At 38.3% G+C, this 21,743-nt stretch carries 14 protein-coding genes; 9 read left to right on the forward strand and 5 right to left on the reverse strand.

Going from position 1 to position 21,743, the window contains the following annotated elements:
• Window positions 1-113: 113 nt before the first annotated feature.
• From H5161_RS11625 to H5161_RS11665, 9 genes are all read left to right on the forward strand, one after another.
• The gene (locus H5161_RS11625; RefSeq protein WP_259398693.1) at window positions 114-1,046 is read left to right on the forward strand and encodes a hypothetical protein; all 933 of its coding nucleotides are present in this window, start codon (window positions 114-116) and stop codon (window positions 1,044-1,046) included.
• Window positions 1,036-2,241: a hypothetical protein gene (locus H5161_RS11630; protein WP_182769361.1), complete on the forward strand. Its 1,206-nt coding sequence runs from the start codon at window positions 1,036-1,038 to the stop codon at window positions 2,239-2,241. Before H5161_RS11625 ends, H5161_RS11630 begins: the two co-directional genes overlap by 11 nt.
• Window positions 2,242-2,283: 42 nt before the next feature.
• Complete coding sequence (locus H5161_RS11635; protein WP_182769362.1) at window positions 2,284-4,044, forward strand: sulfatase-like hydrolase/transferase; 1,761 nt, start codon at window positions 2,284-2,286, stop codon at window positions 4,042-4,044.
• Window positions 4,045-4,064: 20 nt separating this feature from the next.
• Window positions 4,065-6,164 (forward strand): multiheme c-type cytochrome, encoded by a 2,100-nt coding sequence (locus H5161_RS11640; protein WP_182769363.1) that lies wholly within the window; start codon window positions 4,065-4,067, stop codon window positions 6,162-6,164.
• Between the two features lie 382 nt (window positions 6,165-6,546).
• A complete protein-coding gene (locus H5161_RS11645; RefSeq protein ID WP_182769364.1) occupies window positions 6,547-9,714 on the forward strand; it encodes a BNR-4 repeat-containing protein in 3,168 nt (1,055 codons plus the stop codon).
• A gap of 135 nt (window positions 9,715-9,849) precedes the next feature.
• Entirely contained in the window at window positions 9,850-10,545 is a 696-nt protein-coding gene (locus tag H5161_RS11650) for a DUF1080 domain-containing protein (protein ID WP_220493531.1), read from the forward strand.
• Window positions 10,546-10,567: 22 nt separating this feature from the next.
• Window positions 10,568-12,274: a GMC oxidoreductase gene (locus H5161_RS11655; RefSeq protein ID WP_182769365.1), complete on the forward strand. Its 1,707-nt coding sequence runs from the start codon at window positions 10,568-10,570 to the stop codon at window positions 12,272-12,274.
• A gap of 10 nt (window positions 12,275-12,284) precedes the next feature.
• On the forward strand, window positions 12,285-12,857 hold the full coding sequence (locus H5161_RS11660) for a gluconate 2-dehydrogenase subunit 3 family protein (RefSeq protein ID WP_182769366.1): 573 nt from the start codon (window positions 12,285-12,287) through the stop codon (window positions 12,855-12,857).
• Between the two features lie 392 nt (window positions 12,858-13,249).
• A complete protein-coding gene (locus tag H5161_RS11665) occupies window positions 13,250-16,357 on the forward strand; it encodes a TonB-dependent receptor (RefSeq protein ID WP_182769367.1) in 3,108 nt (1,035 codons plus the stop codon).
• A 451-nt stretch (window positions 16,358-16,808) separates the two neighbouring features.
• On the opposite strand, the gene H5161_RS11670 is transcribed toward H5161_RS11665, so the two are convergent.
• The 5 genes from H5161_RS11670 to H5161_RS11690 form a co-directional block, all read right to left on the reverse strand.
• Window positions 16,809-17,309: a YgjV family protein gene (locus tag H5161_RS11670; protein ID WP_182675232.1), complete on the reverse strand. Its 501-nt coding sequence runs from the start codon at window positions 17,307-17,309 to the stop codon at window positions 16,809-16,811.
• 193 nt (window positions 17,310-17,502) lie between these two features.
• Window positions 17,503-18,921: a tetratricopeptide repeat protein gene (locus H5161_RS11675; protein ID WP_182769368.1), complete on the reverse strand. Its 1,419-nt coding sequence runs from the start codon at window positions 18,919-18,921 to the stop codon at window positions 17,503-17,505.
• 23 nt (window positions 18,922-18,944) lie between these two features.
• Entirely contained in the window at window positions 18,945-20,363 is a 1,419-nt protein-coding gene (locus tag H5161_RS11680) for a cellulase family glycosylhydrolase (RefSeq protein WP_182769369.1), read from the reverse strand.
• Between the two features lie 15 nt (window positions 20,364-20,378).
• Window positions 20,379-20,693, reverse strand: coding sequence for an L-rhamnose mutarotase (rhaM, locus tag H5161_RS11685; RefSeq protein WP_182769370.1), 315 nt, complete (start codon window positions 20,691-20,693; stop codon window positions 20,379-20,381).
• A 10-nt stretch (window positions 20,694-20,703) separates the two neighbouring features.
• On the reverse strand, window positions 20,704-21,621 hold the full coding sequence (locus H5161_RS11690; RefSeq protein ID WP_182675224.1) for a DUF4861 family protein: 918 nt from the start codon (window positions 21,619-21,621) through the stop codon (window positions 20,704-20,706).
• Between the last annotated feature and the right edge of the window lie 122 nt (window positions 21,622-21,743).

Raw genomic sequence — 21,743 nt, forward strand, 5'->3', positions numbered from 1 at the left:
GCATAATTGTTCTTATCTTGATGATTTACAGAGACGAACAGGGTGTTCAAAAATCCCTTAATAGAAAATAGCGATTACAAATTACCGACTCTATCAATATAGAGAAACAAATAATGAAAAAACTATTACTGCCTTTGATTATTTTAAGCACTTTTTTGAGTGTAGCTTGTAGTCAAAGCACAACACTTATTGAAGGTAAAACGAAAGAGAGTGCCTCAAATCAATCAATAAAAGGCAAATTTGAAGCTCTTAACCCGCCTATAGGTCGTTTGGCCGTAGTCATAGATGGTAATTCCCCTGATCCCGATGATATTGGTGCTACACCTGTTATGTTGGCGCTTTTACAAAACACTGGGTTATCTAGCCGGCTTGTTCATTTATCTCACTCTTGCGATTTAGACCCTTTTAGAAACAAAGCGCGGTATCAAATTGATGCCGAAAATGAAATGCGTCGGCAAAATAAACTAGATGAATTAAGTGCTAGAGGTATCGATTTATTTGGACCATTTAACAATTTACGTGACTTTTACAATTGTAGAGTTGACCAAGCAGGAGCGACACAAGATTTAGTGGATGCCGTTAACGCATCGTCTGCTGATAATCCGCTTTGGATAGTTGAAGCAGGTGAGCCCGACCTTATAGGCTATGCATTGGAAGCTGCACAAAAAAATAAGGTGCAACATGTTCACGTGGTGTCACATCATCCTGCAAATGACAATAGCGGTGACTTTTTTACTTGGCAGCAAATTCTAGATTTTGGTGTAAAAGAGCATCAAATAGGAGATCAGAATGTGGGGCTTCAGGGGCCAATAGCTGATTGGGACTGGGCTAAAAACCATTCAGATAGCGGTATTGCATTTATTTGGGAAATGATGGCCTATGCTGAGAAAGACGGTGTTGTTCCATTTCAAACTAATAAATTTGATTGCTCTGATGCAGGAATGATTTATTGGTGGATGACGGGCGCTGATAATGGCGGTAATAAGCACTCAACACCAAAAGAGATAAAAGAAGTTTTACTGCTCAATGCGGTTAATGGGGGCTAAAAATTTGAGACTATTAAACACGAAATTAGCCCTTTATCTACCGATTATTGTAGCCAGCTTTGCAGCTTCAACAACCAATATTAATGCGATGCAGAGTTATTATGAAGATTCAGGCTTCGTGGCTATAGAAGCAGAAAAATTTTCAACTCAGCACTTAGATGCTAAGAGGCGATGGCTGGTGTTTTCAAAAAATACGCCAGCTCATAATCTCGCTGATTCAGATAATACTCATTATCATGACGCTAGCAACGAGTCTTATATTGAGATACTCCCTGATACCCGCAGTAACCATCACGAAGCGTTAGTTAGACATGAGAACTTCACAAATAAAGCCGGCACAATGGCTGTGCTTAGCTATCCGATTTACTTTGAAACGCCTGGGAAATATTACGTTTGGGCAAGAGCATACAGCACCGGAAGTGAAGATAATGGCCTGCATTTAGGTATAAATGGGCAATGGCCAGAATCTGCACAGCGCTTGCAACTATGTGAGGGTAAACATGCTTGGACATGGTCTTCTGCTCAACGAGTAAGCACCAATCATTGTGGTACTCCCAACACCATTTATATCGAGATACCACACAAAGGTGTTCATACCATTATGGTATCAATGCGTGAGGATGGCTTTGAGCTTGATAAATTACTCTTAACGAAGGATAAAGACTATGTACCTACAGGTAAGGATAAGTCAGAAACACTGAATAAACCTAAACATTTACAAGAAAAAACTCAGTTATCAAAGGTAACGGACTACACCCGGATTTTATACGCAGTGGACGATTTCACTATTGAAAATACGGGCGAAATTCCCTATTACCAGCATAAAGCAGAGAATGCCTTAGCAATAAATGCGGTGAACACTACTTACCGTAATAAGTTTGCACACGCAGAATATATTGTGCAGGCCAAAGATGTTGGCAGCCATACTCTTAACTTGATCACACTAGCAGAAACAGACGGTGAATCGACTTATATTGTTTCAATAAATAATAAAAAAATTGGCGAGTTTACTAATCCAGAAACGAGTGATGATTACCAGGAAATATACTTTAGCATGAAGGGCGTTGAACTCGCTAAAGACGATATTATACGAGTTTCCTCTAAAGCAGTCACAAATGGCAAAATTCCTGAGAACGGAGGTACCGCATTTGCCAGAGGACGATGGCGAGCGCTGGTGTTTAGCAGAAATGATTAATCAATCGCTATTCTGACCTTATAAAATGCAAAGAGGTGGCAAATGAGTTGTATAAATTTTGGTTACAAGCAAGTTTGGATGTGGATATTGTTATGTTACGTTTGTGGCTCACAGGCAGTGGCAGGCGGGATTGTAAAACATGACGTGTCTAACAAACCCAATATTTTATGGCTAGTAGTTGAGGATATGAGCCCTATTATTGAGCCCTATGGTGATAATACTATAAAAACCTCCTCTATTACTCAACTTGCAAATGAAGGGGTGACTTATACGAATGTATATTCAACTTCAGGTGTGTGTTCGCCAAGCAGAGCAGCTATAGCGCTGGGAATGTACCCTTCTTCGGTTGGTGCAAATAATATGCGAACAACCTCTAATACTGAGCAAACAGGTTTGCCAAAATATGAGGCTGTACCCCCTGAAAATGCAAAAATGCTTAGTCAATACCTTCGCGAGGAAGGCTACTACACAACAAATAACTTAAAAACTGATTACCAATTCAAAGCGCCAAAAGCAGCATGGGATGAAAGTGGGCCTTTCGCTCATTGGCGTAATAGAAAGCCCGGGCAGCCCTTTTATGCCGTTGTTAACTTTACCACCACACACGAATCTGGATTATTTGAACCTTATGGGTTTAGAAAAATAGAATCTCGGCACTACTTTTCTGACAATAGAAAGAAAATTGCAAAACTACCACAACATCATGCTGAAAAATCATCTGAGGCGAATACACCTGAGCATGTGTCTAAAGATCTTGATTTCCCTATTCCGCCATATTTGCCTGATACTTCTATTGTTAGGCGCGACCTATGGAAAATGTACAATAATCTCGCAGAAACCGATAAACAAATTGCTGCTGTATTAAAGCAATTGAAAGATGATGGCTTATACGATAATACTATTATTATGTTTTACTCAGACCACGGCGGACCTTTACCAAGGCAAAAGCGGTTAATTTACGATAGCGGCCTCAAGGTCCCTTTTATAGTTCGTTACCCTAATGCAAAGCATGCAGGCAAAAAAAATGACGAGCTGGTTAGTTTTGTTGATTTTGCTCCAACACTATTGAGTTTAGCGGGAATAGATAAGCCCGCACATATGCAAGGGAGAAACTTTTTAGGTAAACAACAAACTGCAAAACGTGAATACATCCATGCGGCAGCAGATAGGTTTGATGGTTTTACAGATGTAATAAGGGCTGTTAAAAATAAGCGCTTTAAATACATTAGAAATTACCGTCCAGAACAAGGTTATTATTTGCCAGTAGTCTATCGAGAAAAAATACCTACCATGCAGGAGCTATTACGTTTACGAGATGCAGAGCAACTTACACCGGCACAAGCTTTATGGTTTAGAGATAAAAAAGACCCTGAAGAATTATTTGATTTAGCCAATGATCCTCATGAGTTAAATAATATTATTACCGACCCCAGTTATAAAAAAGTGGTCGCTGAGCTTAGTGCAGAAATGGACCGTTGGTTAAGAGAAATTAACGATGAACCACGGCTTGCGGAATCCCAACTTATTAAACAATTGTGGGCGGGAAGTGAATCACAGCCAGTAACCGCAAAGCCACAATTTAAAATCAGTAATGGCATAATACACATAAGTAGCCCAACGCCTGGTGCGGTGATTTCTTATCAATTAGGTAACATCACCCCTCCTGAATTATGGCAATTATACAAAGGGCCCTTTAAATTAGATCAAGCAACATCTGTGAAAGCCGTTGCTCATAGAATTGGTTTTAGTGAAAGCGATAGCGTTATTTACGACCCTGATAAAATTATTTACTCACAATACTAGCGTTTTAAAGCAGAAAAATAATGATAAAAATATTCAAGATTATAGTAGTTGTAACGCTTTTGATGAGCAGCTTTTTTTCTATTGCTAATGAGGAGTGTTCTTCATGTCATAGCAAGGAAGTGTCTGATTGGCAGCAGTCTCACCATGCAGGTGCAATGGCCCAAGCAACATCAGATAAAGTATTAGGTGACTTTAATAGTGTAATTGTTGAACATTTCTCTCAAAAAGCATTGTTTTACACTAAAGATAATGAGTTTTTAATCGATTTAACTGAGAACAATACTAAGCAGACTTATAAAGTAAGTTATGTATTTGGTTTTACCCCACTTCAGCAATACCTTATTGAAGTAGAGCAGGGGAAATACCAAGTGTTCCCTTTTGCTTGGGATAGTCGCGATGCCAAAGATGGTGGGCAGCGCTGGTATGCAAATTATGAAACTGAAGATGTAAAACCAAATGATCGTTTGCATTGGTTACAACCTTTACAAAATTGGAATGGGATGTGTGCAGATTGTCATTCTGATAATTTAAAGCGTAATTATGATGTAGAAAAAGATGTGTTTGATACGCACTTTTCAAATATAAATGTGGGATGTGCTTCTTGCCATGCTGACCTATCAGAAGATCACAAAACTAACCCGTTACCAAAAAAAAATAAGGTGAAACCGACCAATATGTCTGGTTGGAAAATAACGGATAATAGTAACATTGCTACTTGGCAAGGTGCTAAACGTGATAACAGCTTTATGGAAACCTGTTATGCCTGTCATTCATTGCGCAGTCCACTAACAGATGGGTTTAGTAGTGATAAGCATTTTTTAGATCAATTCAGCCCCTCTTTCTTAGAGCCAAATTTGTATTATGCTGATGGCCAAATAAAGGAAGAGGTTTATGTATTTGGCTCTTTTAAGCAAAGTAAAATGTATGAAGCCGGTGTAAATTGCCTAGATTGTCATGACAAACACACGATGCAAATTAAATCACAAACGAATGGCCTTTGCCTTCAATGCCATAAAAGTAGTGAATATGATGTGCCCAAGCACCACCGGCATAAGCAAGCGTCTCAAGGTAGCCAATGTGTTAATTGTCATATGCCTACTAATAGGTATATGGGGGTAGATGATAGAAGGGATCATAGTTTTAAAATCCCGCGCCCTGATATTTCTATCATTTATGATACGCCCAATGCGTGTACTCAGTGTCACGATGATAAAACAAATGAATGGGCTAACACTGCGCTAGAAAGCTGGCATGGCAAGGCCGCTCCGTTGTCTAACAAAGAGCATGCAATGTTAGCACTTCGATCGGCCAATAGTGTGCCGTTAAATATTCACCTTGGATTGATTAATGATACTTCATTGAGTGAAATTGATAGAGCAAGTGCAATTACTTATTTGGCAAGCACTGGTTCAGTAATAGATGATGCAATTATATCTAGGTGGGTAAACTCGCCATTGCCACTTATACGATTAGCGATTGCTAAAATAGGCTATATGCTGCCTGAAAGTGAGCGTTTTAAAAGTTACAGCAAGTTGTTAACAGATAAATTTAAGGCGGTTAGGGTTGCCGCCGCACAAAATCTGAGTTATCAAAATAATCCGTCGGGCGAGCTCAGTGAGGCTATTGTTGAGCTTGCACAGTCCAATAAAGTTAACTCTTGGCGTGGAGAAGGTCATATTAATCAAAGTATGCTCGCATTAAATAAGCGAGATGTTACATCGGCAATTAGGTATTTAAAAAAAGGTATTGATGTAGACCCATATTTTGATCCTAACTATGTAAACTTGTCTGATATTTATTTCCGGCAAGGGAGTCAAGAAAAAATGCAGGCTGTGCTTGATCAAGGGTTGGCTGCAATACCTAATTCTGCTGCATTAAATTATGCAAATGGAATGGCAAAAATAAGAAGTAATAAAAAAGTTGAAGCAATAGAGTATTTTAAAAAATCGATGGAGCTTGAACCTAAAAATGTGCAATACGCATATTTATATTATCTAGCCTTAGATAATGCCGGTTTAACTGCCAAAGCGCTTGATGAGTTAAAACAAAATCTAAAAAAATATAGTAACGCCCGCCAACTTATGGAGCTTGCAAATAGTTTTGAAGGTAAATTAAGGTAACTCATTTCGTTGTTAACTTCATTAAATAGCGCTTGCAAAACAGGCGCTATTTAGTATGAGCAAGGCTTTATCTACACTTATTTAATCATAAGATGTTGGGGCTATAAATTATTTTAATGATATAGAATTGTACCCATAGTCACTTATATTCCCTCTCAATCACTTCCATTTACTAATCCACTTTATATTAGATTGGATCTTTTCTTTGCGCTTGTTTGACTGCTATTGATTTTTATTGATTGTATTTGGTTTTTAATGTAGTTTTTATTAACAAAAATAAAACAATGAAGGTTGCTTTATGCGCAAAATCCAAAATTGAAATCAGTATAAACAATTGAATTAAAATGATTTATGACGACAACATTAATACACAGAGATCAATATGAAAAAACACACAATAAAAGCGAAACACACGCTTTCATCTCTGCTTTTGTTAACTTCTGCATTTTATGCTGCCTCAGGGCACGCAGTGGTTGAATTAGAGCAACAAGTTAAAATTTCAGATACAAGTTTACACTTTGATGGACAAGACCTAGATTTTAGTAATGTGGCTAGCCCAAGCACAGGTGCCGAATACGACTTCTTTTTTGGTCGAAATATCTCTGCGCATGGCGATGCCGTTAAAGCATATAAACATTATGTATTTATGACTTGGTATAAAGGCGGCAAGGAAGAGCGTAATGTTATGTTGAGCCGCTACAATACATTAACGGGAACATTGGCAACTATAGAATTTCCACATCGCCATACCGGTTTTAGGGGAGACCCTTTAGTTGGGGAGTCGCATAATACAATTGGCTTAGCAGTGAGTCCTATCGATGGCACTATTCATATGGTGTACGATATGCACGCCTACGACGATAATAATCATGGCGGTAAATTCAAAGATGACTTCTTCCGTTATTCTTTTAGCGAAACAGGGGTTGCTGACTTACCCGATGAGCAGTTTACTCTTAGTAAGTTTGTTAAAGATACCAGTAGTGTTAGCCAAGGGGCTGATGACTATAAGCATTTAACAATGACAGGTAATTTAGCCGATAAAGCAAATTTTGCGCGTTTAACTTATCCCAAGTTTTTTACAAATACAGATGGTACATTGCTGCTTTATATGCGCTTGGGTGGTAACAATAACGGTGCCTATGTATTTAATCGCTATGACGCTCAAACAAAAAAGTGGTCAAGCTTCACTAAATTTAATCACAATAACCAAAAAAGTTATGGTAATGCTTATAACTGGGGTCTCTATGGCAATATGAAGTATGTTAATGGCAAACTTCGAGTAGGCTACCAGCAGCGAAGCAACGATAATAACGATAGATATAAATATCAAAATGGTGTTTTTTACGCCTATTCAGACCACCCAGATGGTATAGGTGAATGGAAAAACCATCAAGGCGAGCCAATGACATGGCCGCTTGTAAATTCAGATGAGATAAAAGTACTGGAACCGGGTGACTACATAGATCATCAAGAAGCTAACTCTGTTTATATTGTAGGTAGCTTTGACTGGACAGTGACTAAAAAGGGAGATGTGCATTTTATAAGTAAAGTACGCTCAACCGATAGAAACCGTCCTGATTATCAGGAAGTTTATTTACACTCCTATAAGCCAGCTGGCGCAACAGAGTTTATTACGTCAACAGATTTTGTTGGCGCAAGTGAAATTTATACGGCTGGTGATAACGTATATATTATTGGTTTAAACAATGGACGGCCTTACGTTGAAAAAGCGCAAGGTGGCACAAATAACTTTACGCGCGTATACGAAGCAACTGATGGGCCTGTATTTGATCATGGCACTATTTACATCAAAGATGGCAAAGTTTACTACTACCTAATGGAACGTGGGGCAGGGAGCGCGTTACCACTTCATTTGCAAGTAATAGATTTAGATATAGAAAGTGAAATTAACTCACCTATCGTCACTTTTCCGAAGACAAGCATTACTGTAGAGGAAGGTTACAGTGAATTGTCGTTTAAAGTAACGGCTGTAAGTCCAGTGGCTGATCGCAGCATCAGCAAAGTTGATTTATTTGTTGATGGCACGCTAATTCGTTCAGACAATGCAGACCCTTTTGTATGGGGTCATAAAAACAAGCCATTAGAGCTACTAGGCTTAACGGCTGGAAATCATACCTTTGAAGCAGTTGCAACTGATAGTGAAGGTGTCACTGGCTCTTCCACAATGCAGTTGCTTGCTCAATCCGATTCGCCAGTCATTAGTTTTCCTGATAACGAGCTAACTGTAAAAGAGGGCTTTGAGCAGCTGACATTTACGTTGCAAGCATCAAGTCCTGTTGCTGATAGAACAATTGAATCCGTTACTTTATACATTAACGATAATTTAATACGCACAGACGACAAAGCTCCTTTTAACTTTGGCCATAAGTTTAATCCACACGAAACAGGCGCAATGGGGTGGTTAGACTCACATTCTCCCAACCCCTTACCACTCGGTGCAGGAATTTATACTTTTAAAGCAGTTGCCATAGATAGTGAAGGCGCTCAAAGCATAGCGACAATGACTCTTAACGTTGAAGGTGAGCCTAAACCGCCAGTGGTTTCTTTCCCTAATGAAACCATTACTGTTTTTGAAGGATACGAAAAGTTAGGTGTGACAATAGATGCAGTATCTCCCGACAATCGTGATATTCAATCTGTAACTTTATATGTTAATGGTGAGTTTGTGCGTACTGATACCAAGCCTGTCTGGAATTTTGGGCACTCATATGCACCATATGAGCTAGGTGCAATGGGTTGGTTAGACAGGCACGAGCCAAATTCATCACCTTTAGGGGTAGGAAGCCATACTATCACTGCAATTGCGCGAGATACCCAAGGTTTAGAAGGGGAAGCGAGTATTACACTTATCGTAGAAGAAACACCGGCTCCAAATGTTTATTTTTTAGAACCCGAGATAGAAGTGCCAGTAGGGTATGAGTCTCTAAGTGTATCGGTTCATAGTGAGTCTGCATTAAATAGCATTGATATAGAGCGGGTAGAGCTTTATTTGAACGACACCTTAGTGCGTGATATTTGGCAGCCTCCTTTTGCCTGGGGTAACGAAGAGTATTCAACTGAGCTCCTTGGTTTAGCCGCAGGTGAGTACGCTCTAAAAGCTGTCACAACTGATAGTAAAGGGAAATCTTCAAGCGCAGAAAAACGCTTAATAGTAAACCCTAACCTTGTCTATGTATCATCTGAGGAGAAGCAATACCCGGCGTCTAATGTGTTAGACGGTGACCTTTCTGATAGCTCAAGTTGGCGTGCGGAAAAAAATGGAACTCAATCAATAGTTATTGATTTAGGAGAGTTAAAATCTATTACAGGGACCCAACTTTGGACTGCGAACGATAAAGCAATTAAGTATCAAATTTATGTATCAGAAACGATTGATGGTCGATATAAAAAAGTAGCAAAGCATAAGGGCAGAGACGTTAACAATCAGCCAAGTACAACTACTTTTTATAGAGAAGGACGTTTTGTTAAATTCAAAGCGATTGGTAACTGGCCTGATATATCAGAGTTTAATGTATTGTTTGAAAACTAACATCAGGTTAAGCATCACTTTTCACTAAACGATTGGACTTTAGTGCAAAGCGATTTTCCAAAAAGTACTTTTAATGCAGGTTATTTATATCTGCTTTTAAGTATATCGCGACAAAGTGTTAGTAAGGAGAATACGTTGACTGGTATTAAATCATATTTAGCTATATTTTTTGTTTTTTCGGTTACAGCATGTACAACAACGCAAAGAGTTGATTTGCTAGACCCTCAGCTTAGCCGTTTTGATAATGTTTACTCGTTTGGGCAAGCACGCTTCATAGGTGGTGAGTTGCATTTAATTTCACCTAACAATTGGTTTTTAACTACAAAGCAGCGTTACAGCAACTTTATTTTGACTGCCGATATAAAAATGCCGAATGTTGATGAGTATAGTAATTCGGGTATTATTTTTAGAGGCCAAATTGAGCAAGATAAAGGCGGTAAACGCGTTGTTGGCTATCAAGCTGAAATAGATCCGAGCCCACGCCGCTGGAGCGGAGGATTGTTTGATCAAGGCCGACGAAAATGGCTCTACCCCGAACACCCTCAAAGATCTCATAAAGACGATGACTTTATAAAAAGTCACTTACCCGCTTGGTCAGAGCAGCAAGCCGAGGCTTATAAACCGGGCGAATGGAACGCGTTGCGGGTCGTTTGTGATGGCTCGTCAATAAAAATTTTTCTCAATGGAATACTTACTACCCATGTAGAGGACATTAAAGATGATGAAGGTGTGATAGGTCTTCAGCATCACGGAAGCAAGTCTTATAAAGAGTCGGGCCTTAGGGATAATGTGGTTAGGTTCAAAAATATATTCATTCAAGAGCTAAAATAATAAATAAAATGGAGCATACTATATGTATGACGTGATTGTAGTTGGTTCAGGTATTACAGGTGGTTGGGCGGCAAAAGAGTTCTGTGAAAAAGGCTTTAAAACACTTGTAATAGAGCGAGGGCGTAATATTCAACATCAAGGCCCAGAATATACTGATATGCAAATGCCTTGGCAAATTGAGAACCGGAACAAAGTCCCTGAAATTCTTAGTGAAGAAGGCCGATACTCTATGATTGAGCGCAAAGGCTATTTCAAAAATGCCACTAAACAGTTTTTTATTGATGACAAAGAACATCCTATTTCTTATCCAAAAGAAAGCCCATTTAAATGGATTAGAGGTTATCAATTAGGTGGAAGATCGTTAACGTGGGGCAGGCAATCGCTACGTTGGGGTGTGAAGGACTTTCAAGCAAATGCAAAAGATGGAAATGGGGTTCCCTGGCCCATAGAGTATGATGACTTGGCACCTTGGTATGCTTACGTTGAGAGGTTTATTGGTGTATCGGCGAACAAAGACGGTTTGGATACCTTACCCGATGGCGTGTTTCAAAAGCCGTGGGAAATGAGTTGTGCTGAAAAATTCATATCAGATAACTTAAAAAAATCGTATACCGATAGACATTTAATTGTAGGTCGTTCAGCTAATATTACAGAGCCTACTAAAGAGCAAACCGAACTAGGGCGTGGACAGTGTCAAGCTCGCTCATATTGTAATAGAGGGTGTACATTTGGTGGATATTTTAGCTCGCTCTCAGCAACATTACCTGCAGCCAAAAAGACAGGTAATTTAACTGTTGTAACAGACTCAATAGTTGAAACAGTTGATTACGATGATAAATCAGGCAAAGCATCGGGTGTTACGGTTGTTGACGCCCATACTAAAGAAAAACGTCAATATCGCTCAAAGGTTATTTTCTTATGCGCCTCAGCATTAGGTTCTGTGCAAGTACTCCTGAATTCTAAGTCTAAAACGTTCCCTAATGGAATCGCTAATTCGAGTGGTGCTGTTGGGCATTATATTATGGATCATTTTTCTGGTGTTATAGCGGATGCAAAAGTACCAGGTTTTGATGACAAATATTCAGTTGGACGCAGACCTATTGCTACCTATATCCCAAATTATCGACACGAACAAAAAGAAGATGCCGATTTTATTAGGGGATTTGGTTTTCAAGGTACAGCCCAGCACCGCAGCAATACTGGTACCACTGCAAAAAAAGTAGGTATTGGCGCTGAGGTTAAAATGAATAGTAACGGGCCAGGTCCTTGGCGCTTTAGAGCAATAATGTACGGTGAGATGCTGCCAAGGTTTGAAAATCATGCGCGGTTGCACCCTACAGAAAAAGATCAATGGGGTATTCCTATATTACATATTGATGCGCGAATAAGAGAAAACGAACGCAAGATGATCAAGCAAGCAGCTATAGATATTAAAGAAATACTGACTGCAGGCGGCTGCGTGGATATTAAAGTAAATGAATTTCCTGAAACAAAGCCAATTGCTGTTGGCGATCGAGTGCATGAAATGGGAGGTGCCTGTATGGGCGAAGACCCTAAAACATCCGTTTTAAATAAATGGGCGCAAAGCCACGATGTTCATAACTTGTTTGTGACTGATGGTGCTTGCATGTCGTCTTGCGCCACTCAAAACCCTTCATTGACTTATATGGCTATTACCGCTCGAGCTGTCGATTATGCAGCAAAACTAATTTTTAAAGACCGAGTGTAAAGGGGGGATTATGTCTAAAGTTAATATAAGTCGTCGTTTGTTTATCGGAGCATCAGTATATTTTGTAGCTACCCCTGTATGGGCATCTATTTTCAATACTGTAAATTCATTATCTGTTTTTTCTCAAAATGGGCGTTTCTTTACTGCAAAAGAAATGACTATTTTGAGCGATGCGGCTGATATAATGATACCCAGAACAGATACCCCAGGAGCTACTGATGCAAAGGTTATAGATGTTCTCGATGCGCTCATGCTCAGTTGGGCAGGTAGTGAAACTAAGCAACAGTATAAGTTTATTATTAAACAGATAGATTTAATTGCCCAATCAAGTTTTAAAGTTAATTACCAAAGTGCATCGAAAGCAGATAGAGAGCTTTTGCTCAATGAGCTTGATCAGCGTTCCTTTGCTGAACGCTCGACTGAGTTGTCAAAAAGCTACCGTAAGCTTAAAGAGATGATATTTCATATTTTCTACACTTCAGAAGAGGCCAATCCCTATTTTATGTTAGTTCCTGGCACCTATAAGGGAGATATTACTAAGAATCAAATGGAGTTCTATAACGTTAAAAAAAGAGTTTCTTAACTTATAAAGCCATTTAAACAGTGGCTTTGTATTTTTTATCGTTATTAAGTTTTATTTCTAATTTCTTATTCGCTAGCAACTGCAACAAATAAATCAAAATAAATCACTATCGCTCATTTTATTTGTTACATCCAAATTAATTGGTTTTATAATCGCCATAAATATAGCTTAAATGGTTTTTTTCTCAAAATTTAAATAAAATAAAACATCTTAAGTTGTTGTTTATATGCGTTTAAAATTTAATAAGATTGGTTTTGATTATTTTTGATTTAAAAGTGTCATTTATTGTGTTACCGTATTGTTAATTAGCAGTTTTGGTTGTTAATTTGATAAACACGCAACAGGCTTATTTGTAAAAATAGCAGACACACACAACGTATATGGGGATTACAATGTTTAATAAAGAAAATAAAAAACTCGCCTCGACTAAAATAATAGGTAGTTCGTTAGGTATAGCTTTAACTTTATTTGCACCTTCAATTTTGGCTCAAGAAGTTAAACAAGCTATAGACAATAATCAAGAGGCTCAAGCAGAAAAAACTGAAGCCGATTTTGAAGTTATACAAGTACAAGGCATTCGTGGTTCTCTAGAGAATGCGTTAAATACCAAGCGAGATGCCCCATCTATTGTTGATGCTATTTCTGCCTCAGATATTGATGCATTACCTGCGCTTGATTTAGGTGAAGCACTGCAAGCTGTACCTGGTGTGCAAATTGAACGATCTGGTGAAGGAAGGCAGTCTGAAATTAGTTTACGTGGTTTGGGTGGCGGTTTTGTCAAAACTACTTCAGCTGGACAGAGTTTTGCGACACCAAGTAGAAGTTTTAATGATGTGGGGTCAAGTAACCCATTCGCTGCATTCGAGGCTAGTGTTTTCGATGGAGTGACAGTTATTAAAGCCCCTACTGCTGATATGCAAGCTGGCGGAATAGCTGGGACCGTCGATAAGCAATTGCAGCGAGCGCTAGCAAAGCCTGATGGTAAATATAATGTAAGTGTAGGTGGGCGTTACGAAGAATTAACCCAAAAATGGGATGAATCTATTAAATTCTCAATGAGCAAACATCTTATTGAAAACGAGCTTGCAATCGCTTTTAAAGCTGCGGGTTCAGGGCAAACATTCCGCAGAGATACTGCAAACTTTACAAATTATGCGCCATTAATTGGCCAAAATGATGCCGCTACAGATGCAAACTTACGCGTAAACTCCACTACAATTGATGCTTACCGTGCTAAATATGGTATCCCAGAAGGCGCCGCTATTCGCAGTCCATCTTCATTAAGGAATGTATCAGAGTATAGTGAAGGCGACCGTATTTCTTTTACGGGTAATATTGAATGGCGACCTACTAGTGATATGACTGTTGGTGCACATTTACTTTATACTAAGCGTGATCTTGATAGTGGTACAAAACAGGATGCACAATTTAGCGCAGGCTATAATCAAAACAAACCACAGAATAGCGATCGGTTTTACATGATAGAGCCAGACATGAACACGGCTCCATTTATCTATGACACTCTTGAAGATGGGACTCCTGTATACGCAGTAAGCAAAACAGCGATTACTGACGGCGAATACTTATTTACAAATCGTGAGACTACTTTTTTTGAAGAGGCCAAAGGTCTATTTTTATATGGTGACTACGTTGTAGATGATTGGACATTCAATGCCATGCTTACTCATTCTGAGTCAGAGAATAACTTTCAAAATATTGGTTTAGATTTTAGGCATACAGGCCATCATAAGGCTACTACAAAAGTTAACGGGGTCAATGTCGATACAGTCCCGACTGGAATTGATATTCAATTAGACTCTGGGCAAGGAAATTTAGATCAAGCGTATCTAACAGCTCAAGGTTGGGATAATTACAATTATGATGTGGATTGGCAAAGCCCTGACGCTTTGAATGCATTATCTTTAACAACAGCCGATCCGTTAAACGGTGGACGACGATTAAGCCAGTACATTACCGGGAGAATAGATAACCCGATTCGTAAAATGACAAGTGGCGAATTTGATGCTAAGCGTTATGTAGACTTTGGCTTAGGAGAGACTCTAAATTTTGGATCTGTCAAGTTTGGTGCAAGATATAGCCGCGAAATACTCGAAAACTTTGACCAACAAATAGGTGCTGCGGGTGTTAATGCAAGTGCTGTAGGAAGCTCTGCGATTAAAGATTCACTCCTTTCTGATGGACAAAGCGAGTTTTTTAACGGTAATTTTCCTGGAACATTTGGTGCAGATAGTGGCTGGAGAACGTTTGATAACTTATCTCACATTGCTGCTTTGACCGATGGTATTGCAGATCTTGACGGTGGTATTAAAGCTGGCGATACAGGCCTTTATGAGCGTTTTAACGGGCCACACCCACAGCAATATGCAACAAACTTTGATGTTGAGCAGACAATAGCAGCAGCTTATGTTATGGCTGACTTAAATGGTGAACTTGGCGATGTAATGTGGACCGGTAATGTTGGTATGCGGTATGTCCATACTAATAACGATTTTAATGGTATCAGACGAGATCGTAGTGCCGGCGATGTTTTAGTAGATACAAAGATAAGTGATGACTACGATCACTGGTTACCATCAGTTAACTTTGCTTTTGATTTACGTGAAGATCTTGTTTTGCGTACAGCATATAGCAAGGGGTTTGTTCGTCCTAACCTTCGTGTAATGACGCCAACAACTGAAGTAAGAGGCGGTAATACAAATGTAACTATTGATAAGCCTGCTAGCTTTGTAAAACCATATGATGCAGATAACTACGATATGTCATTAGAATGGTATAACCGTGATGGTAGTGCTATTTCTGTAGGCGTATTTTATAAAGAACTTACGGGTTTTTTTGAGGATAGAGAAAGCTGCCCTGAAGGCGACCCGCTTATAATTGAAGCGTTAGGTAGCGATGTGGTTCGTGAAGATAACCCTGCTACAGGTGGTTTTGTTTGTACACAGGTTGAACCATTTACTGGCGATGACGGCACAGAAAACTTCCGCTCTGTTAGAATCAACGAGAAGTTTAACGATGATGAAACAATTGAATTAACAGGTATTGAGTTAGCTATTCAGCAAAAGCTAGACTTTTTACCATACCCTTGGAATGGCTTTGGTGGTGTATTTAACTACACTTACATTGACCAAGATGGAACCGAAGAAAGTACATTGTATTCTGTTGCACCTGAATCGTTTAATGCAATAGGTTACTACGAAAACGACGGTTTTAGCGTAAGGGTTGCATATAACTGGAAAGACGACTCATACTTGAAAGGTCAAAACTCTTACTTAGGCGTACAGCCTCGTGTACAGAAAGCAACAGGCCGCCTAGATTTAGTAACTTCATATAAGTTCACTAATAACTTCAGAGCTTATTTAAGAGGTTATAACCTTACCGATGAGCAACGTTATGAGTACTGGGGTAATAACGAAAAGGCGGTTTCGCGTGTTGATTACACTGGCCGTATTTATGAAGTGAGCTTTAGCTACAGCTTCTAAGTAAAAATTAAGTTACTTTTTAAAGCCTAACAATTTATTGTTAGGCTTTTTTCATTCTATAAGGTCATAAATGAACTAATCTAGCAATACTAAGAGATTGTTTGCTTAATAACCTATACTAAAGGTAGAGTGTTTAAGTATGCTCAAACTGTAAAGTGCATATATATTCGATGGTTATTTTAATTTTCTTAGCCTAAGGGGGCACTATCTTTTAGACTACAGTACTTTGTAATTGTGTATAGAACCAAGCTTAATAAAGACTAGTGAAGATTAATGTGGGTTATTCATATGAAGTTATCGAGGTACTGTATCTCAGTACAATGCTCAGCTTATAATATGTAAAACTCACAAAAGATTAATATGTACAGTGATATAATCGAGTAGAATAATGAACTAAAGCAATAGTGTAAGGCTTTAGTTTATATTGTATACAGTAAGATAAAATAAGTAATTAAGCTCGTAGGTTGAGTTTATGCAATTTATAAATAGTTATTAGGTTGAGGATAATTACAGTGGCTTCAAGCAGCATTCCACCTAGTGACCCGACAATAATATTGTTTATAAGCCATAAACATGAGCCCATAAATATAACCCAGCGCATCTTGATCCCATTGAGACAAAATAAAGCGTACGTACCTATACACGATCCAGCTATTGCTATGTAGTCTGTCCATTGGCTTACGGTTAGATAACCTATCAACGCGGTAAGTATAATGAATAATACAGCGACCCACTTTGCTTTTGTTTGCAATGAAGTTGCTGTTCGCCCTGCTGCGAATAAGCAGCATAGTGAGGAAGTTACTGCATTTAATAAGTAAAAGTGTAATGCATGATTTAAGTTCATTAAAATCATCATAATTTTAAAGCGGCGATCATCTTTTTGGATGAAACACAGCATCGCTAAGATATAGCTTATAAATCCTAAAGCTTGAGCAAAATAACTATCAAACACAGACCCCCCTTTTTATATTACTGCTTGTGTGGAACAGTACCTGTTAAGTTGCTTTTTATAGGCTTAATTTTTTAGAAAAATTAATTTCTGCAGTTGACGAAATGATAAACCATCAGGACATGTAGCCTAGATGGTCATAATTTTGAATGCGCTACTTGTCATTGATATAAACGTTACCAACAGTTGACTTATCTTATAGTTCTTGCCATTCACTAGTGTCCCAATTTAAAGAGTTACCTCGATTAATAGCGATACGCATATTTCTAACAAACTGGCTAAAGTCTCTAGCCTCTCTATCACGATAAGACAGCGCCAATAAATAGTAGTACTCAGGATTATTACCATGCTGGTATTCAATATTCTTCAAATCTTGCACGGCAGACTCTACATCAATTAAGGATTTGTCTTTGGCGTTAAGCTTTATATCAATGGCTCTAATAGACGCATTTATATCGCCTTTATTCATTGCGGATGAAAACCAAAATAACGCTTTGCTTTTATCTTGTTGTACCCAAGGGCTCATATTTAAAATCATGGCTAAACGAAACTCAGCGCGAATAAGGCCATATTTGCTTGATTGGGATATCCAATTAATTGCTTCTGGGATATTGCGTTGCTCTCTATACAGTAACAACCCATACTCATACATAGCACTAGGGTGACCTAGTTTTGCTAGAGCTAATAATTTTTGTTCAGCCTCTTGGGGCTCTGATGTTAGCCAAGGAAAGTTTAATAATGACATCGCGTATTGATATCGATCGTTTAATGTCGTCCCTTGTTTTAATGTTTTCGATGTGCGTAATATTTGTGCATACATATGTTCACTTTTATCAATCAAGATTGATTTTGAATAAACTGCTGCACCAAGGAATACTCTGTGAACAAAACTTGTATGTTGATTATTTATAGATGGTTTTGACTGAGGGAAGAGAATAAACTCGTTAATGAGCCTTTCAGCAGAGCCACCCATGTTTTGCACCTCGAAATAATTACGAATCGAACCATCTTCAGCAATATCAATATCTAAGATTAGATAAGGTTCGTTAGGGGTAGACATATAAGTGGTATTTTCATTACCGCCTTCCTCGATGGCTAAGTTATTCAAGTTAGCAATTGAATCTCCCATAAAGTCTTCACTATAGAAAGTGCGTTTTAATTTTTCACGGCCATCAAAAGTAATTTTTGTAGATAATGAATTTTGTAGAACAATAGGAAAATAGTTGGCATCAATAGTTTGTTTTCCAAGCTTACTTTTATAATCATTCATTACTTTTATAAAAGTAGCTTTTGACTCTGCTGGGAGTTTAGCTAACGTGTTATCTATGACTTTTTGTGCATTAAAATAGTCATACTCTGCCGCCAAAGAGTAGTAAATAAGGGCATTAATAACATCTTGTTCCACTCCTAAGCCTTTCGCGTACATTCTTGCTAGCTGATAATATGCATGCGGGTTACCAAGCTTCGCTGCTTCCATATAGCCAGCCTTTGCTAAATCATATTGCTGGGTTGTGAAGTAACTGTCTGTTTTAAGAATATCAGCAGCCATTAGAGTTGAGGCATGCACGGCTGCGGCTAATAACAGCCACTTTTTTATCTTCATCATATTTACCATAATGATAGCCACTGTTGTGAGTGTTATTTGCTTATTTTTACTGTTGAATCCGGGGTCTTGTATATTCCGGGCTTAATTTTGATATTAATTTTTGCTTTATTTTTAGGCCATGATAGTAAAATTAGTTGCTGCTTATCATTATCCCAAATAACCTCACTTGGTTGTGTATCCTCGCTTGAGCTATGAACTTCTAAGCCTGATTTTATCGGGCTTTTACTCATAATGAGATCATCGCCAATGTAGACAGTAAATCCATCTGGATAATGTCTATCTGCACCAACAAAAATACGTGAAACCCCTTTAGCATTATCACTTGTGATATTTAAATCTAAAGTGCGTGTGGCAAAGTGAAATTTAAAGTTTTTGATGGCACCAGCAATTATTTGTGGGTATGGGCGTGCAATAATATCAGTTATATATTTTCTTTCTACAGTACCAATTGCTTGTTCATCACTGAAAATAGCCCATGTGGAAGGGCCTCCAGGTAAGAAGTTTTGATAACTACGATTGCCTAGAAACCATGCTTTAATAGAGCCAACCCCCATTTCATCGAAAGTTTCAGCCGTTTTTATGTAAAACTCAATATAATTGAGTTGCTCTTTGACGGAGTTATCGGTAGTAACAAGGGTAGGAAACCCCCACTCACCAATAAGTATTGGAGCATCTAATAAATTAGATTCTTTATCAAACCGCTCCATTGTAGGGGCTATATAATCTAAATTTTCTTGGTATATATGTGGTGCAAATATAATATTTTTACGATCTATTTTCTTTGTTATTTCCGCATATTGGTTTTTGTTGATGGCATCGCCTTTATTCATGAAAATAGTTTGTATTAGAAACTGCTTATTGTCGCTGTATGGAATAGCAGCATCGATAATTTTTTCATATAGTGGGATCAAATATTGGTTGGTTAAATTATCGTAAGAGATGTCCATATCTTTTTTACGAGGTTCATTAACTAAATCATATCCAATGACATAATCATTATTTTTAAATGCTTCCCATACATGCTTCCAAGCATTGATGTAGGTTTTTTGTTCGTTATTTTTGTTTAGATATAAATCTTCCCACGAAAAGCCTTTAGCACCATACACAGTCATTTTAAAAACAGTTTTAATACCAGCCTCGCGGCCTAGCTTTGTCGCGCGTTTAACTCTGGCTAAATATTCAGGTTTAAACGTGTTATCGCCAAGTTCACTTAATTTACCCATTTCAAGTCGAATAACTTGAACATTGGCACCCATTCTTACCATTCTTAAATAGTCTTCAGGGTTAAAGTCCACCGCACCTGCATGGTCATTGGTATTAATGACATAGCCTCTAGGGATCATATGCCTACCATCGTTATCCCTTAAACCGTGTTTAATATCGGCAAAACTGAACGGTGATATTATCCATATTGTGGCTAGTACTAGAACCTTACAAATGCGATGTGGCATAACGACTCCTTTATTTTAGTCTAAGTGGAATACTTGTTGGAGAGGTGTAACAACTGGCGAATTGTCAGAGTTTGTTTCCATAATTTCAGACATAAATGCCCACCACTTTTTAACAACTGGTGTAAGTGGTAAGTTGTCCATCGTGTGATTATTTGTTCTTTTCAAAACAGCAAAGAGTGTGTTTGATGATGGCTCATGGAATATTGAGTAATCAGAAACACCTGCATTTTTTAGCTCTATGACTAGCTCTGGCCAAATCTCGTCATGGCGTTTTTTATATTCAGCTTCATGACCCGCTAGTAGAGTCATCGTAAATGCAATTTTTTCCATGTTAATGTCCTTATTTATTAAAGTTATCTAGGTAACTATGCCATTGCGCTTGCGTTGTTATTTCACCGGCAGCTTCCCAAGCAAATCCTGCATAATATTCAATTGAGCCATTTTTTTCAGATTTAGTTAGAAGCCAAATATGACTTTCATCCTTTGTTTCTTTAGCTATGTGTTTAATATCTGTTACTTTATTTGGCTCTATAACAATACCTGTCCATAAAGCCATTGAATCAAACGTTTCAGATGCTGAAATTCTGCCAGTCTGCTCATTGTGGGATACAGTCGCTTTTTCATCGTGAGTTGTAATACCAATAGCAATTGGAAGGGAGGCTGGTTTACCATCGAGTTTAAACTCAGAATTTACTTGATATAGGTTTGAACCCATCGGTAACGAAATGGTTTTTGATTCATTTACCAGGCCTAGGGGGGTTTCAAATTCATACTCGAGAGTAAATACTACTTTATCTGGGCCATTAGTAAGGATTTTATAGCTTTTATAGTTATGTGCTGTGTAGTCTTTTCCATCAACCCATATGGCTGAGCCACCGACACCACGGCTAATACCTACATGATATGGGTCATAACCTTCGCCAGTATCTGTATGGTAAGAGCCAGTTTTATTAAATGCTTCAGCATACCATTTGTCGATAATTGAATAATCGACTTTTTTGAGCCAAGCATCAACGCCACTGGCATGTCCTTTTAATGGTGCTGCAGGGCCATACACTCGAAATGCAACTTTGTCGTTTTCCCAAGCAAAGTCATCTTGTCTTTTAGGCACAAACTTAGCGTAAGCCTTAACTTCACTTTTATATACACTTTGACTTTGGGTAGTAGATGAACTTTCATTAGCGCATCCAGATAAAATTAAATAGCTTGCTGCTAAAAGAAGCAAAGGTGACTTTTTTTCTTTGAGTTTTTTATTCATCGTGATTCCTATAAGTTGTGTGCTTTATGACAGTTAGTTTTATTACCTAATAAAATACTTTCAACCAGCTTATTCGCTAGTAATCGTTAGTGCTTGAAGATGGTGACTTCCCCTATGGAATG

The sequence above is a fragment of the Pseudoalteromonas sp. SG43-5 genome, from assembly GCF_014164345.1.
In the GTDB taxonomy this organism is placed as follows: Bacteria; Pseudomonadota; Gammaproteobacteria; order Enterobacterales; family Alteromonadaceae; genus Pseudoalteromonas; species Pseudoalteromonas distincta.

Coding starts and splice junctions, on each gene's coding strand:
- H5161_RS11625 (WP_259398693.1), top strand. CDS start 114: ATGAAAAAACTATTACTGCCTTTGATTATTTTAAGCACTTTTTTGAGT.
- H5161_RS11630 (WP_182769361.1), top strand. CDS start 1,036: ATGGGGGCTAAAAATTTGAGACTATTAAACACGAAATTAGCCCTTTAT.
- H5161_RS11635 (WP_182769362.1), top strand. CDS start 2,284: ATGAGTTGTATAAATTTTGGTTACAAGCAAGTTTGGATGTGGATATTG.
- H5161_RS11640 (WP_182769363.1), top strand. CDS start 4,065: ATGATAAAAATATTCAAGATTATAGTAGTTGTAACGCTTTTGATGAGC.
- H5161_RS11645 (WP_182769364.1), top strand. CDS start 6,547: ATGAAAAAACACACAATAAAAGCGAAACACACGCTTTCATCTCTGCTT.
- H5161_RS11655 (WP_182769365.1), top strand. CDS start 10,568: ATGTATGACGTGATTGTAGTTGGTTCAGGTATTACAGGTGGTTGGGCG.
- H5161_RS11660 (WP_182769366.1), top strand. CDS start 12,285: ATGTCTAAAGTTAATATAAGTCGTCGTTTGTTTATCGGAGCATCAGTA.
- H5161_RS11665 (WP_182769367.1), top strand. CDS start 13,250: ATGTTTAATAAAGAAAATAAAAAACTCGCCTCGACTAAAATAATAGGT.
- H5161_RS11675 (WP_182769368.1), bottom strand. CDS start 18,921: ATGGTAAATATGATGAAGATAAAAAAGTGGCTGTTATTAGCCGCAGCC.
- H5161_RS11680 (WP_182769369.1), bottom strand. CDS start 20,363: ATGCCACATCGCATTTGTAAGGTTCTAGTACTAGCCACAATATGGATA.
- rhaM (WP_182769370.1), bottom strand. CDS start 20,693: ATGGAAAAAATTGCATTTACGATGACTCTACTAGCGGGTCATGAAGCT.
- H5161_RS11690 (WP_182675224.1), bottom strand. CDS start 21,621: ATGAATAAAAAACTCAAAGAAAAAAAGTCACCTTTGCTTCTTTTAGCA.